The following is a 22362-nucleotide window of genomic DNA, read 5'->3' on the forward strand; positions in this document are numbered from 1 at the left end:
ATCACCAACCTTGCGGACGCGGGCGAAGCCTACAATGCGCTGACGCTGCATTTCGGGTTCAGCGAGTATTTCGGCGGCAAGGGCCGCGGCCCGGTCGACGCCGTCGTCCATTTCGCAGCGCTTCCGCGGATATTCCTGCGGCCGGACAACGCCATGTTTGCCGCCAATGTGCAGTCGACCTACAATGTGATCGAAGCCGCCACCAAGCTCGGCATCCGCAAGATCGTCACGGCCTCCAGCGAAACGGTCTACGGCATCTGCTTTGCCGAAGGCGAACGCGACTTCTCATCCTTCCCGGTGGATGAGGAGCACGACGCCGATCCGACCGACAGCTACGGCCTTTCCAAATTGCTGGGCGAGAAGATCGCGCGGTCTTTCGCCTCCCGCACGGGAACCGACATCTATGCGCTGCGGATCGGCGGCGTCGTAGAGCCGAAGGACTATGCCCGCTTTCCGGAATTCCTGGCCGATCCTTCGAAGCGGCGGCGCGACGCCTGGACCTATATGGACGCGCGCGATCTCGGCCAGATCGTCGACCTGTGCGTCGAGAAGGACGGTTTGGGCTTCCAGATATTCAACGCCGTCAACGACAACATCGTGTCCGAATTGCCGACGGCGGAGTTCCTCAGGAAGCATGCGCCCGACATACCGGTCACTCGGACCATGGACGCATTCGAGGGACCGATCTCAAACCGGAAGCTGCGCGATGTCCTCGGATTCCGGCAAGAGCATGACTGGCGGACACAGTGAGCTGATCCTTACGGGTCAGCTCAATGCCTGTCGCTCAAAGGCGAGCGGCGACAAGGTCAGTCGAAGAAGCCCGTATCCTCTTCCTTGAGGTATTTTCTCGCCGCCTCGGCGTCGATGTCGAGGCCGAGCCCCGGCGCCTCCAGCAAGTCCACCATGCTGTCCCTCACGATCTGTTTCGGCAGGCCGATGACGAGGTCCTCCCACCAAGGGTCGGAAGCGCTCGGATATTCGAAGGCGATATAGTTCGCGGGCAAGGTGGCGCAGACGTTGATCAGCGCGCCGAGGCCGAGCAGGCCGTTGGCGGTGCCGTGCGGCGCCATCAGGATCGAGTGCATATAGGCGTGCTCGGCGACCCACTTCAGCTCGGCGATGCCGCCAATATCGGCGGGATCGGGGCCGATGACCCGCACCGCTTGCGTCTCGATCAACTCCTTGAAATTGTGCCGCAGATAGATCTGCTCGCCGGTGTGGATCGGCGTCGAGGTGGACGTGGTCAGCTCGCGATAGGCTTGCGGATTGACCCAGGGCACATAGTCGCCGGTCAGCATGTCCTCGAGCCACATCAGATTGTACTTCTCGACGGCGCGGGCGAATTTGATCGCATCGGGCAGCATCCAGCCCGGCCCGCAGTCGAGCGCCAGGCTGACCTTGTCGCCCAGCACCTCCTTCATCGCCGCCACGCAGTCGAGCATGTGATTGAAACCGCGCTCGCTGATCACACCCTGATCCATGGCGCCGTGATAGCCGGCCTTCTTCTGCGTAACGCCGTAATGGAAGCCCTCAATGGAGTCCTTCATGTTGGAGTGGAACGAGATGCCCTGCTTGACCATGAAGAAATTCTGGGGCTGCTCCATCATCCATTTGACGTCGGCGGCATAATCCTCCGGTCGGTCGCCCGTGCGCTTGCGACGGATCGAGCCGTTGTAGACGCGCACCTTGTCACGCACCTTGCCGCCAAGCAGCTTGTAAACCGGCACGCCCGCGGCCTTGCCGGCGATGTCCCACAGCGCGTGCTCGATAGCGCTCACCGCCGCGCCATAGGGCTTGAACGAGCCGCGCTGGCGGATCTTCAGCATCACCCGCTCGACGTCGGTCGGATCCTCGCCGATCAGCGCCTCGCGGAAATGCAGCACGAAGGGTTTCAGGTAGGTCTTTGTGTATTCGACCTCGCCCAGACCATAGAGGCCCTCGTCGGTGACGACGCGGACGATGGGGTGCTTGCCGATGACGGCGCAGCGCAGGTCGGTGATCTTCATGACACAGTCCTATTTCACAGACGAGAAAGCTGTCGGCGTGAGCAGCTGGCTGCTGATATTGGCAACGATCTGCCCGTCGCGCTCAGACTCGTCCCGGGCCCTGTGCCATACCGGATCGGTGACGAAAGCCGTCCATTTCGCCTCGCGCTCGGCCAACGATTCCCAGGCGAGGAAATAGGTGAGGCGATTGTTGTTCTCGCCGATCACCGTGGTGAAAAACCCGGCTTGGCGGATGCCATGCCTCTCCCAGATGGCCAGCGTTTGCTCGGAAAAGCGCTTGAGCAAAGCCGGCAGCCTGCCCGGCAGGCAGTCATAGATGCGCATTTCGTAGATCATGGTTTCGTCCGTTTCTTTCTCCGCCTCTCCCGTGGGAGAGGTCGACACGAATGGTCGGTGGGTGGCTCTGTGACCTTGGGGATTAAGGCAGGGGCGTCCGGGCTAACTCCAGGTCCGGTCCCAGCTATTTTCATTGTCCCAATGCTCGGTGGATTGCCATATCCCTGTGACACCGGGCTGCAGATGCTGCGAGATCACCTCGTCGAGGACGTCGTCGATCCCCAGCCCCGGCTTGCCGGGCACGGTGATGAAGCCGTCCTTGACGAGCGGCTTGGGGAGGCCCGTGACGATATCATCCCACCAGTCGACATCGGCGGAGTGGTATTCGAGCGCCATGAAGTTTTCGGTCGCGGTCGCGACATGCGCCGCGGCCATCGCCGCGATTGGGCTTTCGGCCATGTGGATCGCCATGGCGACGCCGTGATCCTGCGCCATGTCGCCGATCTTCTTTGTCTCGAGGATGCCGCCGCTGGTCAGCAGGTCCGGATGGATAACGGAGAGGCCGCCGCTCCTCAGCAGAGGCTCGAAGCCCTCCTTGAGATAAATATCCTCGCCGGTGCAGATCGGCACCGACGTCGCCTGCTGCAATTGCCGGTACTGTTCGGTGTACTGCCAGGGGATCACGTCTTCGAGCCATGCCGGCACGTATTTCTCGATACGGCGCGACAGGCGGATGCCGTCCTGCAGCGAGATGTGGCCGACATGGTCGATGGCTAACGGAATCTCGTAGCCGATGACCTCGCGGACCTCGTGGATATATTGCTCCAGCAGGTCGATGCCCTTTTCGGTGAAATGCAGGCCCGTGAACGGGTGCTGCACGTTCTGCGCATCATAGGCGAGATTGCGGGCCTTGCGCTCCTCGAGCGTGCCGCCGCGGCCGCGCGGGTTGGCGCGGAACCCTTCGAGCGCGCCGGCGGGCGCCGTCACGGCGCCCGGAATGTGGGCGATCTGCATCAGACCCAGGTCCATCTTGAGGAAGGTGAAGCCGCGCTCCATGCGCGCCCTGAGGCGCTTGCCGGTCTCGGTGCCGCTCGGCTTCTCGGCGTCCGTATCGCAATAGACGCGCACCTGGTCGCGAAACTTGCCGCCGAGCATCTGGTAGATCGGCACGCCATAGGCCTTGCCGGCGAGATCCCAGAGCGCAATCTCGACCGCCGAGACGCCGCCGCCCTGCCGCCCATGGCCGCCGAACTGCTTGATACGGCGGAACAGGCGGTCGATATCGCAGGGGTTCTCGCCGAGCAGCCGGCTCTTCAGCATCAGCGCAAAGGTGGCGCTGGCGCCGTCGCGCACCTCGCCGAGCCCGACGATGCCCTGGTTCGTGTAGATCTTGAGCAGCGCCGAAGTGAAGGGCGCGCCGACGATCTCGGCCACCCGCATGTCGGTAATGCGCAGCTCGGAGGGCCTGGAATTCGTGTTGATGCGATCGAGAGCCTCGTCGGCTCCATCCGTTTTTGGCATGATTTGTCCTCGTTCCGCTGGGAGTGGCCCCGCCCGCCGGGCCTGCTTTAAACAGTGCTAGCCCAGCTCGATCTCGTGGGCCTGCAGATAGTCGCGGTTCATCTCGACACCGAGACCCGGCTTCGACGTCAGCTTGAGGTTGCCGTTCGACACGTCGAGCGGCTTGTCGATGAGGTGATCGTATTTGGAGAGGTCCCACTCCGACGTTTCGAGCTTGTAGAAGTTGGGAACGGTCATCATCACCTGCGCTCCCGCGACCACATTGATCGGACCCGCGGCGTCATGCGGCGAGACCGGGATGTAATAGGCCTCGCAAAGGGCGGAAATCTTCTTGAGCTCGGTGATGCCGCCGGTCCAGGTGACGTCGGGCATGATGTAGTCGGCGAGCTTGTTCTCGAGCACCGGCACGAAATCCCATTTCGTGTGGCCGCGCTCGCCCCAGGAGATGGGGGCACTGACCTTGTCGCGCACCTGCTTAAGCGCGTTGAGGCTTTCCGGCGGGCAAGGCTCCTCGAACCAGTCGATCTGGCCGGCCTCCTCGAGGCTGCGGCACAGGCGGATGGCGGTGGGAACGTCAAAGCGGCCATGCGCATCGATGAGGATGTCGACATTGGGCCCCGCCGTCTCGCGGATGAGAGCCGTGAGCTCGGCAGCTTCGCGCTCGTCCTTGCGGGTCATGCTGCCGTCGAGATAGCCGTCCCGTCTTTCGCGGGCCACGCCATCGACGCTGGGACCCTGGTGCGGGAACGGATCGAATTTGAGCCCGGTGTGGCCGGACTCCACGATGTCGCGAATTTCGCGGACCACCGCTTCCTTGCTGGTGAATTTGGCCTGGTTGGGATGGGTGTAAAGCGAGATTTCATCGCGCACCGGCCCGCCCAGCAGCTCATAGATCGGCTTGCCGAGAACTTTGCCGCGGATATCCCAAAGCGCTATGTCGATGGCGCTCACGCATTCCACGGCGGCGCCGCGGCTGCCCATATAGGTGAAGCTGCGGAAGACCTTGTGCCACAGATGCTCGATGCGCGCCGGATCCTCGCCTGCCACGGCAAGCCCGATCTGGCGCAGGATCGTGCAGAGCGCGCGGTTGGCGAGCTTCGTCGTGGTGGTGATCTCGCCCCAGCCGCTGATCCCCTCGTCGGTCGTCACTTCCACGAACAGGTACTCTCCCCAATAGGAAGCGTCGGACTTGACCAGCCAAGGCCGAATGCTCGTGATTTTCATCTGGACTATCCTCCCTGAATGGCCAGGCTGACGATGTTGCGGGTCCGCTACCCTGCCCGGGCGGCGCTGCGCGCGCGCATGTGTTCGAGGACATGCCGGCCGGAGCCCTCGACATGGCGAGCGATGAGTTCGGCCGCCTTGTCGGCCTCGCCCGATTTGACGAGCGCGATGAGCTCGCGGTGCTCGCGGATGATCGCGGCGCGGCGGGCAAGCGTGAAATTGAAACGCCGGCTGACCGCCCGCAGCACCTCTCGGTGCTTCCACCAGAGCTCGGCGGCATGGCGGTTGTAGTGCCGCTGGTACATCACGGTGTGGAAGGCGGTATCCAGCTCGCTGTGCCTGAACGTGTCGGCGAAGTTGTTCTCTTCGATCAGGCCCTGGAGACGTTCGAGTTCGGCGATGTCCTCCTCGGTCGCCATTCCCACAAACCAGCGCGTCAGGGCGGGCTCGATGAGAACGCCGATCTCGTAGATATCGCGCACGAAATCCTGATCTATGGGCCGGACGCGCGCGCCCCGGTTGGGAACGAAGGTGACGAAGCCCTCGCCGCGCAACAATTGCAGCGCCTCGCGCACGGGATTGGTCGAGGTGCCGTGACGGCGGGCGAGATCGGTGACCACGAGCCGCTCGTTGGCAGCCAGCCGTCCCTCGATGATGTCCTCCCTTATCTGCTCGTAAAGCGAGGCGCCCTCGCTCGATGCCCCGAGAGCGTCAATCCCCTCGGGTGGCTCTGCTTTGAAATCACTCGTTTCCGCCATCGCCGTCCCCTAGTCCAATACACGATCTGACCGATATCACGCACATCTTCGACAAACAATGTACGATTTGTTGCGTTGACAGCTATTCTGCGATCTGAAAACGTATGAAGTGATCGAAGGGATACATTAGGGCGGAGAAATATCCCCGCGATCGAAACGAGCAAGGACCGCTTTGCCTAGGCGCAGAGCGGCATAGGAGAACCTGGGAGGAGACCTATGAGGAGGATCACAGTCGGCGGTGCCGTTCTGCGCGGCGCCGTTTCCACTGCTTTGACGATATCGCTGATGTCGGGTCCGGCGCTTGCCGCGCCCCCGGTCGACCTGAGCAAGTGGTCGCCGGAATATGTGCGCTCGATTGCCGGCACGCAGGATTTCGACACGGCAGGCGATTGCGCCAAGGTCACCCCGCTCGACTACAAGGGGCGACTGACTTTCTGGTATCAGGGCGTGTTCGAGGGCGACCCCGACCTCCTGCGCCAGTACTACAAGGATTTCTTCGCAACCTTCCGCAAGACCTACCCGAACATCCAGCTCGAGGAACAGGCCCTCACCTATAACGACCTGCTCGACAAGTTTCGCACCGCGCTCCTCGGCAACGCGGCGCCGATGGCGGTCCGCCTGCAAATCCTGGGCGGAACCGAGTTCGCCTCGAAGGGCTATCTGCAGCCGCTGAAACCCGAGGACGTCGGCTATTCGACCGAGGATTTCTGGCCCGGCGCCATGAAGGCCGTGACCTGGGACGGCGTGACCTACGGCATTCCGACCAACAACGAGACGATGGCCTTCATCTGGAATGCCGACATCTTCAAGCGCGCCGGCCTCGATCCGAACAAGCCGCCGGCCACCTGGGACGACGTGGTCAAATATTCCAAGCAGATCCACGACAAGCTCGGCATTGCCGGCTACGGCCTCGTGGCGCGCAAGAATGCCGGCAACACGCCCTACCGCTTCATGCCGCAGCTATGGGCGTATGGCGGCGGCGTTTTCGACGAAGCCGCGGCAAACCCGACCTACAAGGACATCGAGCTCAACAGCCCGCAGAGCAAGGCGGCGCTGCAGGCTTCCTACGACATGTATGTCCGCGACAAATCGGTTCCGGTTTCGGCGCTCACCAACCAGCAGGCCGACAACCAGCCGCTGTTCCTGGCCGGCCAGCTCGGCATGATGATCTCGCATCCGTCCGACTACAACGTCATGCTCGACCTGCAGAAGAAGGCGACGGGCACTGACAAGGACAAGGCGCAGACCGTCATCGACAATATGCGCTACGGCCTCATTCCGACCGGTCCCGACGGCAAGCGCGCCGTCGTCTTCGGCGGTTCGAACATCCACATCCTGAAGGCCGAATATGTAGAGGGCGGCAAGGTGGACGAGCCGGCGGCGAAGGCCATCATCTGCATGTGGACGAGCCCGGAATGGTCGCTGAAGATGGCTTACGCCGGCTCGAACCCCGGCAACCTCAACGGCTTCAAGACCAAATGGATGAAGGAGCGTCTGGACAGCATCAAGTTCCTCGATGTCACGACGTCGATGCTGCCATACGGCATTCCGTTCCCGGCCCTGCCGCAGTCGCCCGAGATCATGAACATCATCGTCCCGGACATGCTGCAGAATGCCCTGACCGGAGCGATGACCGTCGACCAGGCGGCGGACGACGCGGCCAAGAAGGTGAAAGACCTGATGGGCGGCGGACTCTAGCCCTAGCCTGACCTGCGATCTCACCGGCTGCGCCGACAACGCAGCCGGTTCGTTCCGATGAACAAGGGCACGCCAGTGACGATCGTGAGCGGCAAGGCCGAGGCTCGCCGAAGACTGCAATCCGCCAGGTCCGATGTGCTTCGCAAGATGTGGGAGCATCGCGCCGACTATGCCTATGTGCTTCCGGCGATTGCCGTGATGCTCATCGTCATCGCCTATCCGATCTACTACACGATCGAATTGTCGTTCTTCAACACGCCGCCCGGCCTGCAGCTCCGCGACAAGATCTTCGTCGGTTTCAACAACTACACGGCCATCCTGACCAGCGGGGTGTTCTGGCAGGTCACCTTCAACACCCTGATCTGGACAATCGCATCCACTTTCTTTTCCTTCGCCCTGGGGTTTGCCGCCGCGCTGGCGCTGCATCGCGATTTCGTCGGCCGCGGCGTCCTGCGCGCCATCCTGATCATTCCCTGGGTCATCAGCGCGGTCGCCGCCTCCTATATCTGGAAGTGGATCTACCATTCGGATTTCGGGATTATCGGCGCGGTGCTGGTCGAGCTCGGATGGGCCGAGCGACCGCCGAATTTCATCGACAGCGTCTCAACGGTGCTGCCCTCTCTGATCGTCGTCAACATCTGGCGCGAGTTCCCTTTCGCCATGATCATGATGACGGCCGGTCTGCAGACCGTGCCCGAGCAGTTGCTGCGCGCCGCGAAAGTCGATGGGGCGAATGCGTGGCAACGCTTCTGGCACGTCACCTTCCCGCATTTGCGCAATGTCTCGACGGTGACGATCCTGCTGCTCGCGGTCGCCAACTTCAACTCCTTCATCATTCCCTGGATCATGACCGGCGGTGGCCCGTCCAACGCTTCGCATATCTGGATCACCCATATCTATGAGCTTGCCTTCGGCCGCCAGCGCTGGGGCGTGGCATCGGCCTATTCGGTGCTTCTGTTCATCATCCTGATGACGCTCGGCTACTTCTATGTCCGCGCGCTGAGCGGCAACGAGCGGAAGGACGGCAGCGCATGAGCACGGTTTCCGAGACAATCTCACGAGGCCGGTCCGTCCGCCGGGTGCGGATTGACGGATGGCGATGGGGCGGGCGCGCCTTTCTGCTGTTCATGCTCCTTTACACCGCGCTGCCGATGATCTGGATGCTGCTCACCTCGATCAAGTCCGGCTTCGCGGCGATGCAGTTTCCGCCGCAATGGTGGCCTGACCAACCTACACTCGACAGCTACCAGAAACTGCTCGATCCGCAGAACAGCGTCGGCCAGGATTTCCTGCGCTTCTTCTGGAACAGTCTCATCGTCTCGACCGCCACGACGATCCTTTCGGTGATCGTGGCGGTTCCCGCGGCCTACGCGTTCTCGCGCTTCACCTTCCCAGGTCGGAACTTCCTTTTCTTCGCCGTCCTGCTGCGCAACATGTTCCCGGCGGTGATCTTCCTGGTGCCGCTCTTCATCCTGATGCGCGCGATCGGACTGGTGAACACGCATGGCTCGCTTGTTCTCACCTACCTCACCTTCGGCCTGCCGCTGGCGATCTGGCTCTTGAAGGGCTTTTACGACAACATCCCGGTGCAGCTCGAGCAGGCGGCGCGCATCGACGGCGCAACGCGGTTCCAGGCCTTCATGCTGATCGTGATGCCGCTCTCGACGCCGGGCATCATCGCCACCGCGATCTATTCCTTCATCGGCGCCTGGAACGAGTACATCTACGCCTACACCTTCCTCTCCAAGAACGAACAGCTGACGCTGCCCGTCGGCATCCAGCGCTTCTTCTCGGAGAACACGACGGACTTTCCTGGCCTGATGGCGGCCAGCTTCATGATGAGCGTGCCCGTCGTGGTGCTGTTCCTCCTCCTGCAACGATACTTCGTGCGCGCCCTCACGGAAGGCGCGGTCAAGCACTAGAGCCGGATGATTTCAGGTCGAACCGACCTGAAATCTGAATCCGGCTCTAAATCAAAGAGATAGAGCATGATGTCGTCCGAAAACCGCTTCACACTTTTCGGCATCATGCTCTAGGGAGCTGCCTGCATGGCCCATGTGGTCCTCAAAGATCTCGTCAAGACCTATGGCAGCTTCAAAGCCGTCAACGACGTTTCGCTGACAATCAATGACGGCGAGTTCGTTGCGCTTGTCGGGCCCTCCGGCTGCGGCAAGACGACCACGCTCAATCTCGTCGCGGGCCTGATCTCGGTCACATCGGGCGACATCGTCATCGGCGACCGGGTGGTCAACGACCTCGACCCCAAGGACCGGGACATTGCCATGGTGTTCCAGAACTACGCGCTCTATCCGCAAAAGTCGGTCTATATGAACCTCGCCTTCCCACTGCAGATGCGCAAGCTGCCCAAGGACGAGATCGACAGAAAAGTCAGGGAAGCAGCGCGGGTCCTCGACATGACGCAGCTGCTCGAACGCAAGCCGCGCGAGCTTTCAGGCGGGCAACAGCAGCGCGTGGCGCTCGGACGCGCCCTCGTGCGCGATCCTGCGGTGTTCCTGATGGACGAGCCGCTCTCCAATCTCGACGCCAAGCTGCGCGTGCAGATGCGATCCGAGATCAAGCGGTTCCACCAGGACCTCAAGGCGACGATCATCTATGTGACGCACGACCAGCTCGAGGCCGTGACCATGGCGGACAGGATGGCGGTGATGAATGGCGGCTACCTGCAGCAATATGATTCGCCGGCGCAGGTTTTCGCCCATCCCGCCAATATGTTCGTCGCGAGCTTCGTCGGCAGTCCGGCGATGAGCCTTATTCCGCTGGAGGGGTCGACGGCAAATGGCGGCGCCGTCCTGACGAGCGCGGAAGGCTGGAGTCTTGAGCTGTCGCAACGCAATGCGCGCAAGGTCCAGAAAGCGACCACCAGGAAGGTCGTGCTCGGCGCGCGACATTCGACGATCAAGCTGCACAAGAGCGCGGTTCCCAGCGCTATTCCGGCCAAGGCCTATACGGTGGAGCCGACCGGAGACGTCACCTTCGTGCAGGCGTTCCTCTCCGGCGCCATCGTCAATATCAGCGTGTCCCCCAACGTCGCCGTCGCACCCGACGAGCAGATCTGGCTCGAGTTCGACCAGGAGCGCATGCACCTGTTCGACAGCGAAACGGAAATGGCGCTCGAGGCCAGTTGAGACGGCGAACGCATGAGACATGAGGGGGAATGACGACGAAGATGAAGATCACCGCGATCAAGCCCTACCCGGTGTGGGTCGGGACCCGTAACCAGATGCTCGTCAAGGTTGAGACCGACCAGGGCATCTTCGGCTGGGGCGAGAGCGGCCTGAGCGGTCGCGAGAAGGCCGTGGCCGGTGCGGTCGAGCACTATCGCGAATTTCTCATCGGCCGCGACGCCATGCAGATCGGCCGGATCTGGCAAGAACTCTATCGCAGCCAGTATTTCGAAGGCGGGCGGGTTCTGCAGGCGGCGATCTCCGCGATCGACATCGCGCTTCACGACATCAAGGGCAAGGCGCTAGGCGTGCCGGTCTACGAGCTGCTCGGCGGCAAGCAGCGTGATCGCATCCCCACCTTCGCCTCGACCGGAGACGAGGCCGAGGGCGACGCCGCCATCGAACGAGCGCGCGAACTGCATGCCGAAGGATGGCAGGCGATCCGCTTCTTCCCCGCCGGACAAAGCAGCAGGGACATTTTCGAGCCGCGCGAGTCGATAGGTCCCACCGCTAGCATGCTGAACAAGGCGCGCGAGGCGCTGGGTGACGACGTGGTGCTCGGCATCGACTATCATCATCGGCTGTCGGTGGCCGAGGCGGCGAGCTTCTGCGGCAAGCTTGGCCGCGGCGTGCTCGATTTTCTCGAGGAGCCGATCCGCGACGAAGCGCCGGAGGCCTATGAGAGCCTGCGCGGGATGACCGACATCCCCTTCGCCATCGGCGAGGAGTTTGCCAGCAAGTGGCAGTTCCTGCCCTATATCGAGCGCGGCATCCACCAATTCAACCGACTCGATGTCTGCAATGTCGGCGGGCTCACCGAGACGATGAAGGTCGCCGGCTGGAGCGAAGCGCATTATGTCGACCTGATGCCACACAATCCGCTTGGCCCGGTGTGCACGGCCGCGACCATCCATCTGGGCGCCGCGGTGCCCAACTTCGCCTGGCTCGAAACCAGGGTGCCCGAAAGGAAGCTGGGCTTCGACAATTCCGAGTTTTTTCCCGTGCAACCGCGGCTGGACGGCACCCATTACCCTGTCGGCGATCTGCCGGGGCTGGGCGTCGAGGTCAACGAGGCGGCGATCCAGGCGCAGAGTTTTCGCTTCTGGGAGGCGCCGCATCTCAAGCGCCGCGACGGTTCCGTCACCAACTGGTAGTCCATCTCACCCGGAGTCCGACAATGACGCATACAACCGACATCACGCGACCGTCCAAGGACCTGATCGAAGCGCTGAAGGAGATCGGCGCCGCGACGGTTGCCGGCACGCTAGGCCATATGGGCTTCCGCAGCCCGCACATGGTCGGCCCGGTGGCGCAGAACCACGGCAAGTCGATCGTCGGACCGGCGCTGACGCTGCAGTTCCTGCCGCAGCGGCCGGACCTCTTCAACGAAGGCGAATATGCCGATCCGGAAACGCAGTTGCACCGGCATGTGCTCTACCACGCGCAGGAAGGCGACGTGGTCGTGGTCGACGCGCGCGGCGACATGAGATCGGGCGTCTTCGGCGACATGATGTCGACCTATTTCAAGGGCCGGGGCGGCGCGGGCATTGTCATCGACGGATGCATGCGCGACCGGCCCAATGTCGAGAAGCTCGACCTGCCGCTATGGCTGCGCGGCTGGACGCCCAACTATCATGTGCAGACCAGCATCTATCCCAATGCCGTCAACGTCCCGATCGCCTGCGGCGGCGTCACGGTGATCCCCGGCGACATCATCGTCGCCGACGATGACGGGGCCGTAGTGGTTCCCGTCTCGATGGCGCCCATGGTGATCGAGGAGGCGCAGAAGCATCATGACTGGGAAGAGTTTTCCCGAGAGAAGCTCATGCAGGGCGCGCCCTTGCAGCGCTATTATCCGCTGCACGATGATGCCCGCGGTGAGTATGAGGCGTGGCGCAAGACGAGACGTTAGGAAAGCTCAACGAGGCGGAGCGCTGGTGCAGGCACGTGGCCGCGCTTGGGGCCAGCTCATCTTCCAGAAGTTGTTCAAGAAGGTGCAGTAATCGGTCTGCGACCGTGTGATCGAGGCCGTGAACTGGTCGGGCGCGATTACGTCTTGTAACCCATTGAAGCAGCGGGTCGATTGGGTATCCGTTCCATCCGATATTGGCTACAGAATTGAAATCGTATCTACGAAGGGAACCCGCCGGCCACAGCGCGGCCGCCTACCCAGACGATTGCGATGTTCGTCCTGGACGCAGTGTAGACGATCTTGTGCAGGATGCCTTCGCCACGGTCGAGGTCTTCCTGCAGCAGCCTGATCGTGCCGCCCACGGCTTGGGTGTCGATGACGCAGGCATCGAAATGATAGCCCGCCGCGAACTGCCCGACCGGCAGGTCGAGCGCGGTCCCGCCCGCGGCGGTTGCGAGGTGGAAGGCGTCGCGGAAATCGATCCGCGCGGCCCTCCGGCTGCTCCGCTTTTCCGGCGGCACGTCGGGGTCGGTGCCGGTCTCCAGCATGCGTGATGCCATGACCGCGCCGCGCATGCCGTCGAAGAGCGAGGCGCTCGGCCCGCCCGAAATGTCGGTTCCGAGCCCGACAATGAGCCCCTTCTCCAGCGCTGCCTTCAGCGGAAAGACTGCATTGGCGAAGTAGGCGTTGGAGAGCGGGCAGTGGGCGACCGCCGAACGGCGCACCCGGATCGTGTCCATGTCGTCCGGCGTGATGAAGTTGGCATGCGCGAGCACGCTCAATCGGCCAAGCAGCCCGAACCGGTCGAGGGCCGCGGTGTCGGTCACGCCGTACCGCTCCAGCACGTAGCCATGCTCCCAGTCGCTCTCCGAGCAATGCGTCTGCACATGGCAGCCGCAGCTCTTCGCGAGCGCTCCCAGCTCGACGAGCGAGGCATCCGTGCATGCGGGGATGAAACGCGGTGTCACCACCGGACGGACCAGGCCGTGCCCGTTGTCCGGGTGCGCGCGGACATAGTCGATCAGCTCGGCCGCGCCGTCGACCGCCGCTTGCGCGGAGGCGTCGCGATAGTAGTCGGGGCACTGGTCGGCGTTGTCCATGACCACCTTGCCGACCAGGGCGCGCTGGCCGCGCTCTAGGCAGGCGTCGACGAGGATGCGGGTCGCGTCGCGGTGGATGGTGGCGAAATAGAGCGCGGTCGTCGTGCCGTTGGCGAGCAGGTCTTCGACCAGCAGGCCGTAATTGCGCCGGGCAAACGCGACGTCGGCGTAACGCGCCTCAAGCGGAAAGGTGTACTTGTGCAGCCAGACCTCCAGCGGCACGTCAAGCGCCTGGCCGAGCTGAGGGTATTGCGGCGCGTGCACGTGCAGGTCGACAAGCCCGGGCAGCAGATAGTGGCCCTTCGGCAGCCGGACGAGCGTCCCTGCCCTGGCCGCCGCGCTGACGGCGGCCTCATAGGCTTCGTCGCCCGGCCTCAGCACGGAGGCGATGACGCCGTCCTCGCGAACCGCGATCAGCGCGTCGCGAAGCTCGTCTATGCTGCCGCGCTCCGGCGCGTGGAAGCCGGAGGCGAGCAATGTCTTGCCCTTGAGGTCGGTCATGTTGCCTTCGCGCGGCCAGGCTGCCGCTCACGCGGCCATGGCCGTGGTGCCGTAGACGATGCCCTTTTCCTTCAGCCAGCGGCGGTAGGCCACCGAGGAGGCGTCCGCGCGGGTGGGGATTTCGGCGCGGGGCTCGAGCGGCAGAAGCCGCGGCCGCTGGTTCTCCAAAATGATCCGGTCCTGCAGGAAGATGAGCTGCTGGAACTGGACGAGCGCTGCCGTCGTCGAGACGTCATCGATCAGGAACATCACCGGATGAGCCCGGCAGCGGTCCGGCTCGACCGGCTGGACGAACAGGCAGATGACGTCCCAGCGGTTCGCCGAGTTCGGGCATGTCTTGTAGAGCATGACCGCGAAGGGATTGGCGACGCGGTACATGTACTGCGTCATGATGCCTCCGGTCGCGGACAGCGCCGCCTGCGGCTGGAAGAACTCGCAATTGGTCGCCCAGACCTCGTCGACGTCGCGACGGATCTCTGTCGTGTAGTGCCGCACCTCCGTATGCGGCTCGGCGCCGAGGATGTCGGTGTGAACGAAGGGGAAATGCGCCATGTCGAGGAAGTTCTCGACGATCCTGAGCCCCGAGGCCCTGACCGAGACCGCGCCGCAGATCACCCAGCGCCGGTCGTCCTCTTGCGTCTCGGGGATCGGCAGGACGTCGCGTTCGGGCGCGCCGAGCGTCACCCACAAATAGCCGTAGCGTTCGCGTATCGGCAAAGCCTCGCTGTCGCCCGCGCGCGTGACGACAACCTTGCCGCCGGCATCGCGGCTGACGCTGAGATCGACGCCCAGCAACCTGTTGCGCATCGCGCCGACCGGAATGTCGTCCAGCGCCTCTATGCAGTACCACTGGTCGAGAGCAGCCTTCTCGGCTTGCATGGCCATGCCCGTCTCCCTCTACTGGTTGTATATCCTGTTCATCACTGCGCGGTGGTCGGCAAGAGCCTCCTCGACGTCGAAGGACCGGAACGCGCCCTTGCCGATGATCTCCCTGCCGTTGATATAGGAATAGTCGACGCGGAAGGGCCCGCAAAGCACCAGCGCCGCGAGCGGGTCGCGTCCGGTTCCCGACAGGCCGAGCTGGTCGCGCCTCACCGCGATGAAATCAGCGCTCATGCCAGGGGCGAGATGGCCGATGTCGTCGCGGCCGAGCAGCGCCGCCCCGCCGCGCGTCGCCATCTCCAGCGCCTCGCGTGCCGAAAGCGCGGTCGGGGTGCCGCCGAAGCCGCCGCGCCCGCCCGGCTTCTCGGAAAGGTAGTGGTGCGGCGCGACGCGCTGCAGCATCAGCGCGAGCCGCGCCTCCATGAACATGTTAGACGTGTCGTTGGAGGCCGAGCCGTCGACGCCGAGGCCGACCTTCACGCCCTTGTCCAGCATCTCACGGATTTTCGCGATGCCCTGTCCGCAGCGCATGTTGGCCGACGGGCAATGCGCGACGCCCGTGCCTGTCTCGGCGAAGCGGTCTATCTCCCCGCTCGTCATGAAGATCGAGTGGGCGAACCAGACGTCATCGCCGAGCCAGCCCACAGACTCAGCGAACTCGACCGGCCGCATGCCATAGATCTCGTGGCAGTACTTCTCCTCGAACAGCTCTTCCGCCAGATGCGAGTGGAGGCTCACGCCGGGATGCTGCCGCGCCAGCGCGGCCGCGTCGCGCATCAGCTCCGGCGTCACCGAGAAGGGTGAGCAGGGCGCGAGCACGATGCGGCCCATCGAGTGGCGCGACGCGTCGTGATAGGTGTGGATCAGGCGCTCCGCATCCTTGAGGATGGCGTCTTCCTTCTCCACGCAGCGGTCCGGCGGCAGTCCGCCCTGGCTCTCGCCGCGCGACATCGCTCCGCGGGCCGCATGGAAGCGCAGGCCGATTTCGCGCGCCGCCTCGATCGTCGAATCCAGCGTGCAGTTGTTGGGCAGGATGTAGAGGTGGTCCGAGCTGGTCGTGCAGCCGGAATGGATGAGCTCGGCCATGGCGATACGGGCGGAGACGCCAATAGCGTCATCGTCAAGCTCCGCCCAGATCGGATAGAGCGTCTTCAGCCAGACCATCAGCTCGTCCTCCTGCACCATGACGCGCGTCAGGTTCTGGTACATGTGGTGGTGGGTGTTCACCATGCCCGGCATGACGACATGGCCGGAGAGGTCGAGCACCGCATCGGCCTCAAACCCTGCGAGTTCGGCCGTCGTGCCGACCTTGTCGATCACATTGTCGCGGACGAACAGCGCGCCGCCCGAGATCTCGCGGCGCGCGTCGTCGAACGTCGCGAGATGATCGATATTCTTGACCAGAAGCGTCGTCACCGGCCGCCCATCAGCGTACATCGCGGTAGAACGGCTCGCCGAGAGCGGCCGGCGCGGCCATCAGGCGGCGCACTTTCTGCCAGGCGAGCACCGGCACGATCATCAGTGCGATGGTGCCGAGATAGGGCAGCATCGACAGGAACGGCGCGGCCACCGGCCAGTTGCGCGCCTGACCGACGAAGCCGATCGACGTGATGAGGCCGAACAGCAGCGCCGTGAGCACGGCGTTGACCGGCCGGTAACCGGCGAAGATGACGAGCGAGACCGCGATCCACCCGCGCCCTGCGACCATGCCGTCCGACCAGGCCGGCACGAAGGCGAGCGTCAGGTAGGCGCCGGCGCCGCCGCACAGCGCCGCGCCCGCGGTGACATAGGCGAAGCGGATCAGGCCGACCGGGATGCCGCCGGCGTCGGCGGCGGCCGGGTTCTCGCCGACGGCGCGCATGTTGAGCCCGTGCCGTGTGTGGAACAGCAGATAGTGCAGGCCGAGCGGCAGGACGATGTAGATGAGGTAGAGCAGCACGTTCTGCGAGAAGAGCGCCGGCCCGAGGATCGGGATGTCGCTCAGCAGCGGCACCTCGACACGCTCAAAGACCGCGGCCGATGGCGTGCCGGAGTAGCTGCGGCCGATGGTGTTGGCGAGCCCGGTGCCGATCAGCGTCAGCGCCAGGCCGCAGAGAACCTGGTTCGCCCGGACGGTCACCGTGGCGAAAGCGAAGACCATGCCGAACAGCGCCCCGACCACGAGCGCCGCGGCAAAGCCGAGCGCCGGCGAAGGAACGGCCGCGACGGTCGCTACGCCGGTGATCGCGCCCATCGCCATCAGCCCTTCGGCGCCGAGATTGACGACGCCGACGCGCTCGGCGAGCACCTCGCCCATGGCCGCGAGCGCCAGCACGCCGCCGGCGAGAAAGGTTGTGGCGAGAATTCCGGTCAAGAGGTCCAATGTCGGTCTCGCTCTATGCTCTCGTCGACGCGGTGCGGAGGATGCGGTAATGCGCGAGCTCGTCGCCGATCGCCGTCAGGAACAGGATCGCCCCGGTCATCGCCAGCACCGCGGAGGTGGTGATGCCCTGTGTCTGCAGGATGATGCCGGAGTTGAGGATGAAGGCCATGAGTATGCCGGTGAAGATGACGCCGACGCAGGAGTTGCGAGCGAGCACCGCGACCATGATACCGAGATAGCCGAAGTTGTTGGAAATCCCGCCCTGCAGGCGGTGCACCGTGCCGGCGAGCTCGAAGGCGCCGGCGACGCCGGCGATCAGGCCCGACAGCAGCATCACGGTGATGATGTGGCGCCCCACCGCGATGCCGGCATAGGCCGCGGCCGAAGGGTTCGAGCCGGACAGCCGCACCTCGTAACCCCAGCGGGAGAAGGCGAGGATCGCGGCGGCGGCCAGCGCTATCAGTATGGCGATCGGCAGGCCCCAGTGAATCAGCCCCCAGAATTCGGGCATCTCGACCGTGATCCGCGGCGTCGAGGAGTTGGACATGCCGACGCGGTCGCGCCACGGGCCGGTCGAGACGTAGTAGACGAGCAGCGCGGCCACGAAGTTGAGCAGCAGCGTCGTGATCAGCTCGTTCACGCCGACGAAGGCGCGCGCCAGTGTGGGGACCAGGATCCAGACGACGCCCCCGAGCGCGCCGGCGGCAATGATCAGCGGCAGGATGAGCCAGGCAGGGCCGGGCACGAACAGTCCGACCGCGGTGGCTGCGAAGGCGCCGACGAGGAATTGTCCTTCGGCGCCGATGTTCCAGGTCCCGATCTGCTGGCCGACCGCCACCGACAGGCCGGTGAGGATCAGCGGGATCACGAGCAGCCCGAAATCCTCCATCCCGAAGGTGGAGCTGAAGGTGGCGCTGACGAGCTGCGCGCCCAGCGCGAGCGGGTCTTCGCCTGCCACCAGCAGCGCGATGGATGCGGCCAGCACCACGATGGCAATGGCCAGCGCGCGCATGGCGAGCGCGATGCCAGGCTGGACGGATGGCAGCCGCTGGAGGCGCAGGCCCTGCAGCATCACGCCGCCTCCTTCCGCACGATGCGGCCGCCCATCAGCAGGCCGATCTGCTCGACGTCGATCTTGTCGTTGTCTAGCGCGCCCATGAGCCGGCCTTCATAGAGCACGGCGATGCGGTCGGAGAGGTTGAGGAGTTCCTCCAGGTCCTCCGAGATAAGCACGATGCCGGCGCCTGCGTCGCGCAGCTCGACGATGTAGCGCAGCATCGTGTTGATGGCGCCGACGTCGAGCCCGCGGCTGGGATAGGCGGCGACCAGCACCTTGTGGGCGATGCGCATCTCGCGGCGCGCCACCAGACGCTGCTGGTTGCCGCCCGACAGGTTGCGGACCGGCATGGCGAAGTCCGGCACGGCGACGTCCGCGGCCTTGGCGATCTCGCGCGCAAGCAGGGTCGCGGCGCCCGAGCGATAGAGCCCGCCGGAGCCGATGGGCGGCTTCTTGTATTCGCGCATCACGGCGTTGATGGCGACGCTCATCGCCGGGGCCAGCCCGCTGCGCAGCCGGTCCTCCGGGATGTGGCCGATGCCGAGCTCGCTGAACGCAGCAGCATCCCCCGCCCCGAGCGGCGCGCCGTCCACGACGATGCGTCCCGAGGCGATGCGCCGGAGTCCGGTGAGCACGTGGCTGAGCTCGCGTTGCCCGTTGCCGGCGACGCCGGCAATGCCGACGATCTCGCCCGCATGGATGTCGAGGGTGATGTCGTGGAGCGCAGTTTTTCCGCCGTCGTCGAGCGCCGAGACGCTTTCCAGCCTCAGGATCGGCTCCGCCGACCGGGGCGCCGCGCCGGGCGGCCGCTGCCGCATGTCGGCGAGCACGATGTCGCGGCCGACCATGAGCCGCGCCAGCATCCGGGGGTTGCATTCGGATGTGTCGTGCGTCGCGATCCTGCGGCCGCCGCGCAGGATGGTGATGCGGTCGGAGATTTCCAGCACCTCGTCCAGCTTGTGGCTGATGAAGATGACCGCGTTGCCGCGCGAGGTGAATTCACGCAGCGCCTTGAAGAGCTCGCGCGCCTCGGCCGGAGTCAGCACTGCCGTCGGTTCGTCGAGGATGAGGATGCGGGCCTGGCGGGCGAGCACGCGCAGGATCTCGACGCGCTGTTGCTCGCCGGTCGAAAGCTCGTTGATGCGCACGTCCGCACGCACATGCAGGTTGAAGCGTTCGGCCAGCGCCTTCGTCCGCGCCTCCAGCTTACGAGCGGAGGCAAGCCGGGGCGTCTCGCTCCAGCCGAGGTGGATGTTCTCGGCCACGGTGAAGGCCTGCACCAGCTTGAAATGCTGGTGCACCATGCCGATGCCGGCCGCGATTGCGTCGAGCGGCGTGGCGAACTCCTTGGCGTAGCCGTCGATGGTGATCTCGCCTGCATCGGGCTGGTAGATGCCGGTGAGAATGTTCATCAGCGTCGACTTGCCGGCGCCATTCTCGCCGAGCAGCGCGTGGATCTCTCCCGGAAGCACGTCGAGATCGACGTCCTGGTTGGCGACGACGCCCGGGAAATATTTGGCGATACCCTTCAGCTGCACCAGCGGCGCCGTTCCCGGCGCCGCGATGTAGCGGTCCTGCGTGGCGTTCATGCCGGTCTGCCGCAATGCGCTGCGTTATGGCAGGTCATCAGGCGCTGAGGCCCGAGACGCCCTCAATCGACCAATCCCAGTAGTAGAGATCGAGGTCGGTCATGGTCTTGCCGGCCTCGACGCGGACCTTGCCGGTCGAGTCCTTGATCTCGCCGGCGAAGGGCGACCAGCCGTTGATGATCTTCTGCCGGACCTCATCGGCCGCCTTGGCGACATCGGCTGGGACCTTCTCGCCCCATGCGTCGCGGTCGATGCCCTTGCCCATCGCAAACAGGTTCTCGCTCGACGTCCACTCGCCGGCCAGGCGCTTCTTCACCTGGTCGACGTAGAAGGCCTTGAAGTCGATGATGATGGAGGAGACGTAGGCGTTCGGACCGTAGCGGCGGATGTCGGTGTTCCACATCGCTGCCCAGACGCCACGCTTCTCGGCGACCTGCAGATAGGCGGCCTCGTCCATGATGCCGAACAGGAAGTCGCAGCCATTGTCGATGAGCGCGGTGCCGGCCTGCGCGGCGGCCTGCGGGTCGAACCAGGAGTTGATGACGACCGCCTGCAGCGTGGCATTCGGATTGACCGAACGCGCGCCCATCAGGAAGGCGTTGGTTCCGCTGAACACCGACGGAACCGGGAAGGAGGCGACATAGCCGAGCTTGCCGGACTTGCTGAGATGGCCGGCGGCAACACCCACCACATAGGTCGGGTACCAATGGTTGAGATAGTACCAGCCGAGATTGTCCATCGTGGTGCGGCCGTCGCACTCCATGAAGCCGACGTCGGGCGCCCGCTTCACAACCTCGTGCAGGAAGTCGCCGGTGCTGGATGTGTCGAAGATGAGATTGGCGCCTTCGCTCACGAATTGGCGGTAGATACGGGTGGCATCCGCCGAGTACGGCACGTTCTCCACCTCGAGCACCTTCTTCAGCTTGGGGAACGCCTTCTGCACGGCCAGCACGCCCTGGTGATGCGCCCAGGTCCAGCCTTCGTCGGTGACCGGGCCTACATGGCCGAAGCCGATTACGGCATCTTCCTCGGCCACGGCAGGCAGCGGCGCCGCGGCGCGCGCGGCGCCGATCAGGCCCGTCCTGGGCAGCAGGAGCGAGGCGGCGGCGGCGGCGCCCATGTTGAGGAATCCACGGCGGGAAAGCTTCTCGATACTGATCATGTTCTATCCTTTGCGCGATACACGGCGGTCAGTTTGGGAGGAGTTCGGTCTTCAGCAGGCCATCGATTTCCGCCGACCATTCGGACATCCATGCCTGCTTGGTTTCGTTGTCGAGCCATGCGGCCTCGAGGCCGGCGAGCGCGATCTTCTTCAGCGCCTCCGGCGAGAGCGCGAAATTGTCCAAAACCAGCGCGTATTCGCGGTCGAGCGTGGTGGCGAACATCGGCGGATCGTCGGAATGGATGGTGACGTTGAGGCCAGCCTCGATCATGCGCCGAATCGCGTGGCGAGGAGCCGCAAGGTCGCGCCAGACCGTGGTTGCCAACGTCGTGCTGGGGCAGCAGGTGAAGACGATGCCGGCTTCCTTGCAGCGCTCGACCAGCGCGGGATCGTCGACCACGTGGTAGCCGTGGTCGATGCGGCGCACGCCGAGCAGGTCGATGCTGTCGGCAACGTTCTCGGCCGGGCCGGATTCGCCCGCATGGGCGGTGACGTTCAGCCCCTCTGAGCGCGCGCGCTCGTACATCTTCGCGCAGGGAGCCGGCGGAAACGGCGCCTCGTTGTAGTCAAGGCCGATGCCGATCACGTCGGGCACGCGCTCGGCGAGCACGATATCCAGGAACTGCTCGCCGCGTTCCGGTCCGAGTTCGCGGCTGTGCGCGGGAATGAGCTTGCAGACGACCCTATATTTTTCCTTGGCGCGCCGCATCCCGTCGAGGACGCCGCCGAGCATGGTGGAGTAGGAAACGCCGTGGGCGAGATGCGCATGCGGGCTGAAGAAGAGCTCGACGTAGCGCGCGCCGGCGATCGCGCAGCGCTCCAGCGCCTCGAAGGTGATCCTCGAGAAGTCCGCGGCGCTTTTGATCGAGGCGCAGACCAGGTCGTAGATTTTCAGGAAATCGGGCAGGTTGTCGTAGCTGTACAGCTCGGCTGTCGGCTTGGGCAGCGCGACCGAATTCAAAGCGGCGAGATCGGCGAAGGTAGAGGCGGAAACGGCGCCCTCGAGATGCAGATGCAACTCGACCTTGGGCAGCTGCTGAACGAAGCTCGCCAAAGACATCAGCCTTCCCCATTGCGAGGCACAATGTCGCCAACGGCGCCATCTGCCTCATTTCCCTTCCGGCTCTTT

The 22362-nt window shown here is 64.3% G+C and carries 20 protein-coding genes and 1 pseudogene; 8 read left to right on the plus strand and 13 right to left on the minus strand.

The annotated features are described in order from the left end of the window. Positions 1-750: NAD(P)-dependent oxidoreductase (locus tag EOA24_RS02180; protein ID WP_133374451.1), on the plus strand; the 750-nt coding region annotated here is incomplete at its 5' end. 56 nt (positions 751-806) lie between these two features. Here EOA24_RS02180 and EOA24_RS02185 read toward each other — a convergent pair. The 5 genes from EOA24_RS02185 to EOA24_RS02205 all read right to left on the minus strand — a co-directional run bounded on the left by EOA24_RS02185 (position 807) and on the right by EOA24_RS02205 (position 5785). Then, positions 807-2006, minus strand: coding sequence for a mandelate racemase/muconate lactonizing enzyme family protein (locus EOA24_RS02185; protein ID WP_126078755.1), 1200 nt, complete (start codon positions 2004-2006; stop codon positions 807-809). Positions 2007-2015: 9 nt separating this feature from the next. After that, positions 2016-2342 (minus strand): NIPSNAP family protein, encoded by a 327-nt coding sequence (locus EOA24_RS02190; RefSeq protein WP_126078756.1) that lies wholly within the window; start codon positions 2340-2342, stop codon positions 2016-2018. A gap of 102 nt (positions 2343-2444) precedes the next feature. After that, on the minus strand, positions 2445-3803 hold the full coding sequence (locus tag EOA24_RS02195) for a mandelate racemase/muconate lactonizing enzyme family protein (RefSeq protein WP_126078757.1): 1359 nt from the start codon (positions 3801-3803) through the stop codon (positions 2445-2447). 57 nt (positions 3804-3860) lie between these two features. Beyond that, positions 3861-5027 carry a mandelate racemase/muconate lactonizing enzyme family protein gene (locus tag EOA24_RS02200; RefSeq protein WP_126078758.1) on the minus strand — a complete coding sequence of 389 codons (1167 nt, stop codon included), beginning with the start codon at positions 5025-5027 and terminating at the stop codon, positions 3861-3863. 47 nt (positions 5028-5074) lie between these two features. Next, positions 5075-5785 (minus strand): GntR family transcriptional regulator, encoded by a 711-nt coding sequence (locus tag EOA24_RS02205; protein ID WP_042638774.1) that lies wholly within the window; start codon positions 5783-5785, stop codon positions 5075-5077. Between the two features lie 216 nt (positions 5786-6001). Between EOA24_RS02205 and EOA24_RS02210 the strand changes: the two genes are divergently transcribed. The 7 genes and pseudogenes from EOA24_RS02210 to EOA24_RS42770 form a co-directional block, all read left to right on the plus strand. Further along, a complete protein-coding gene (locus tag EOA24_RS02210) occupies positions 6002-7483 on the plus strand; it encodes a sugar ABC transporter substrate-binding protein (RefSeq protein ID WP_127256841.1) in 1482 nt (493 codons plus the stop codon). 75 nt (positions 7484-7558) lie between these two features. Continuing rightward, the gene (locus EOA24_RS02215; RefSeq protein WP_126083500.1) at positions 7559-8518 is read left to right on the plus strand and encodes a sugar ABC transporter permease; all 960 of its coding nucleotides are present in this window, start codon (positions 7559-7561) and stop codon (positions 8516-8518) included. Beyond that, complete coding sequence (locus EOA24_RS02220) at positions 8515-9405, plus strand: carbohydrate ABC transporter permease (RefSeq protein ID WP_126062425.1); 891 nt, start codon at positions 8515-8517, stop codon at positions 9403-9405. The genes EOA24_RS02215 and EOA24_RS02220 overlap by 4 nt, the downstream gene beginning before the upstream one ends. Before the next feature lie 126 nt (positions 9406-9531). After that, a complete protein-coding gene (locus EOA24_RS02225) occupies positions 9532-10629 on the plus strand; it encodes an ABC transporter ATP-binding protein (protein ID WP_126078760.1) in 1098 nt (365 codons plus the stop codon). Positions 10630-10658: 29 nt separating this feature from the next. Continuing rightward, entirely contained in the window at positions 10659-11822 is a 1164-nt protein-coding gene (locus EOA24_RS02230) for a mandelate racemase/muconate lactonizing enzyme family protein (protein WP_126078761.1), read from the plus strand. A 23-nt stretch (positions 11823-11845) separates the two neighbouring features. Beyond that, a complete protein-coding gene (locus EOA24_RS02235; RefSeq protein ID WP_126078762.1) occupies positions 11846-12580 on the plus strand; it encodes a ribonuclease activity regulator RraA in 735 nt (244 codons plus the stop codon). 13 nt (positions 12581-12593) lie between these two features. Beyond that, positions 12594-12671, plus strand: a pseudogene (locus EOA24_RS42770) (NADP oxidoreductase coenzyme); the annotation flags it as partial. A 127-nt stretch (positions 12672-12798) separates the two neighbouring features. Here the strand turns inward: EOA24_RS42770 and guaD are convergent. The 8 genes from guaD to add are packed head-to-tail and all read right to left on the minus strand — an operon-like array spanning position 12799 to position 22293. Continuing rightward, on the minus strand, positions 12799-14181 hold the full coding sequence (guaD, locus tag EOA24_RS02245) for a guanine deaminase (protein WP_126078763.1): 1383 nt from the start codon (positions 14179-14181) through the stop codon (positions 12799-12801). 27 nt (positions 14182-14208) lie between these two features. Continuing rightward, complete coding sequence (locus EOA24_RS02250) at positions 14209-15060, minus strand: aromatic ring-hydroxylating dioxygenase subunit alpha (protein ID WP_126083501.1); 852 nt, start codon at positions 15058-15060, stop codon at positions 14209-14211. Positions 15061-15078: 18 nt separating this feature from the next. Beyond that, complete coding sequence (locus EOA24_RS02255; RefSeq protein ID WP_126078764.1) at positions 15079-16479, minus strand: 8-oxoguanine deaminase; 1401 nt, start codon at positions 16477-16479, stop codon at positions 15079-15081. Between the two features lie 10 nt (positions 16480-16489). Then, complete coding sequence (locus EOA24_RS02260; protein ID WP_126078765.1) at positions 16490-17425, minus strand: ABC transporter permease; 936 nt, start codon at positions 17423-17425, stop codon at positions 16490-16492. A gap of 13 nt (positions 17426-17438) precedes the next feature. Beyond that, the gene (locus EOA24_RS02265; RefSeq protein ID WP_126078766.1) at positions 17439-18497 is read right to left on the minus strand and encodes an ABC transporter permease; all 1059 of its coding nucleotides are present in this window, start codon (positions 18495-18497) and stop codon (positions 17439-17441) included. Further along, the gene (locus EOA24_RS02270) at positions 18497-20071 is read right to left on the minus strand and encodes an ABC transporter ATP-binding protein (protein WP_126078767.1); all 1575 of its coding nucleotides are present in this window, start codon (positions 20069-20071) and stop codon (positions 18497-18499) included. The genes EOA24_RS02265 and EOA24_RS02270 overlap by 1 nt, the downstream gene beginning before the upstream one ends. A gap of 37 nt (positions 20072-20108) precedes the next feature. After that, a complete protein-coding gene (locus EOA24_RS02275; protein ID WP_126078768.1) occupies positions 20109-21233 on the minus strand; it encodes a BMP family ABC transporter substrate-binding protein in 1125 nt (374 codons plus the stop codon). Between the two features lie 28 nt (positions 21234-21261). After that, entirely contained in the window at positions 21262-22293 is a 1032-nt protein-coding gene (gene add, locus EOA24_RS02280) for an adenosine deaminase (RefSeq protein WP_127256999.1), read from the minus strand. Positions 22294-22362: the final 69 nt, after the last annotated feature.

This window comes from Mesorhizobium sp. M2A.F.Ca.ET.039.01.1.1 (assembly GCF_003998035.1).
GTDB lineage: Bacteria > Pseudomonadota > Alphaproteobacteria > Rhizobiales > Rhizobiaceae > Mesorhizobium.

Bases quoted from the DNA above. Each gene is read 5' to 3' on its own strand.
- add (WP_127256999.1), bottom strand. From the start codon at position 22,293: ATGTCTTTGGCGAGCTTCGTTCAGCAGCTGCCCAAGGTCGAGTTGCAT.
- EOA24_RS02200 (WP_126078758.1), bottom strand. From the start codon at position 5,027: ATGAAAATCACGAGCATTCGGCCTTGGCTGGTCAAGTCCGACGCTTCC.
- EOA24_RS02250 (WP_126083501.1), bottom strand. From the start codon at position 15,060: ATGCAAGCCGAGAAGGCTGCTCTCGACCAGTGGTACTGCATAGAGGCG.
- EOA24_RS02265 (WP_126078766.1), bottom strand. From the start codon at position 18,497: ATGCTGCAGGGCCTGCGCCTCCAGCGGCTGCCATCCGTCCAGCCTGGC.
- EOA24_RS02235 (WP_126078762.1), top strand. From the start codon at position 11,846: ATGACGCATACAACCGACATCACGCGACCGTCCAAGGACCTGATCGAA.
- EOA24_RS02275 (WP_126078768.1), bottom strand. From the start codon at position 21,233: ATGATCAGTATCGAGAAGCTTTCCCGCCGTGGATTCCTCAACATGGGC.
- EOA24_RS02220 (WP_126062425.1), top strand. From the start codon at position 8,515: ATGAGCACGGTTTCCGAGACAATCTCACGAGGCCGGTCCGTCCGCCGG.
- EOA24_RS02225 (WP_126078760.1), top strand. From the start codon at position 9,532: ATGGCCCATGTGGTCCTCAAAGATCTCGTCAAGACCTATGGCAGCTTC.
- EOA24_RS02270 (WP_126078767.1), bottom strand. From the start codon at position 20,071: ATGAACGCCACGCAGGACCGCTACATCGCGGCGCCGGGAACGGCGCCG.
- EOA24_RS02205 (WP_042638774.1), bottom strand. From the start codon at position 5,785: ATGGCGGAAACGAGTGATTTCAAAGCAGAGCCACCCGAGGGGATTGAC.
- EOA24_RS02195 (WP_126078757.1), bottom strand. From the start codon at position 3,803: ATGCCAAAAACGGATGGAGCCGACGAGGCTCTCGATCGCATCAACACG.
- guaD (WP_126078763.1), bottom strand. From the start codon at position 14,181: ATGACCGACCTCAAGGGCAAGACATTGCTCGCCTCCGGCTTCCACGCG.
- EOA24_RS02185 (WP_126078755.1), bottom strand. From the start codon at position 2,006: ATGAAGATCACCGACCTGCGCTGCGCCGTCATCGGCAAGCACCCCATC.
- EOA24_RS02190 (WP_126078756.1), bottom strand. From the start codon at position 2,342: ATGATCTACGAAATGCGCATCTATGACTGCCTGCCGGGCAGGCTGCCG.
- EOA24_RS02230 (WP_126078761.1), top strand. From the start codon at position 10,659: ATGACGACGAAGATGAAGATCACCGCGATCAAGCCCTACCCGGTGTGG.
- EOA24_RS02210 (WP_127256841.1), top strand. From the start codon at position 6,002: ATGAGGAGGATCACAGTCGGCGGTGCCGTTCTGCGCGGCGCCGTTTCC.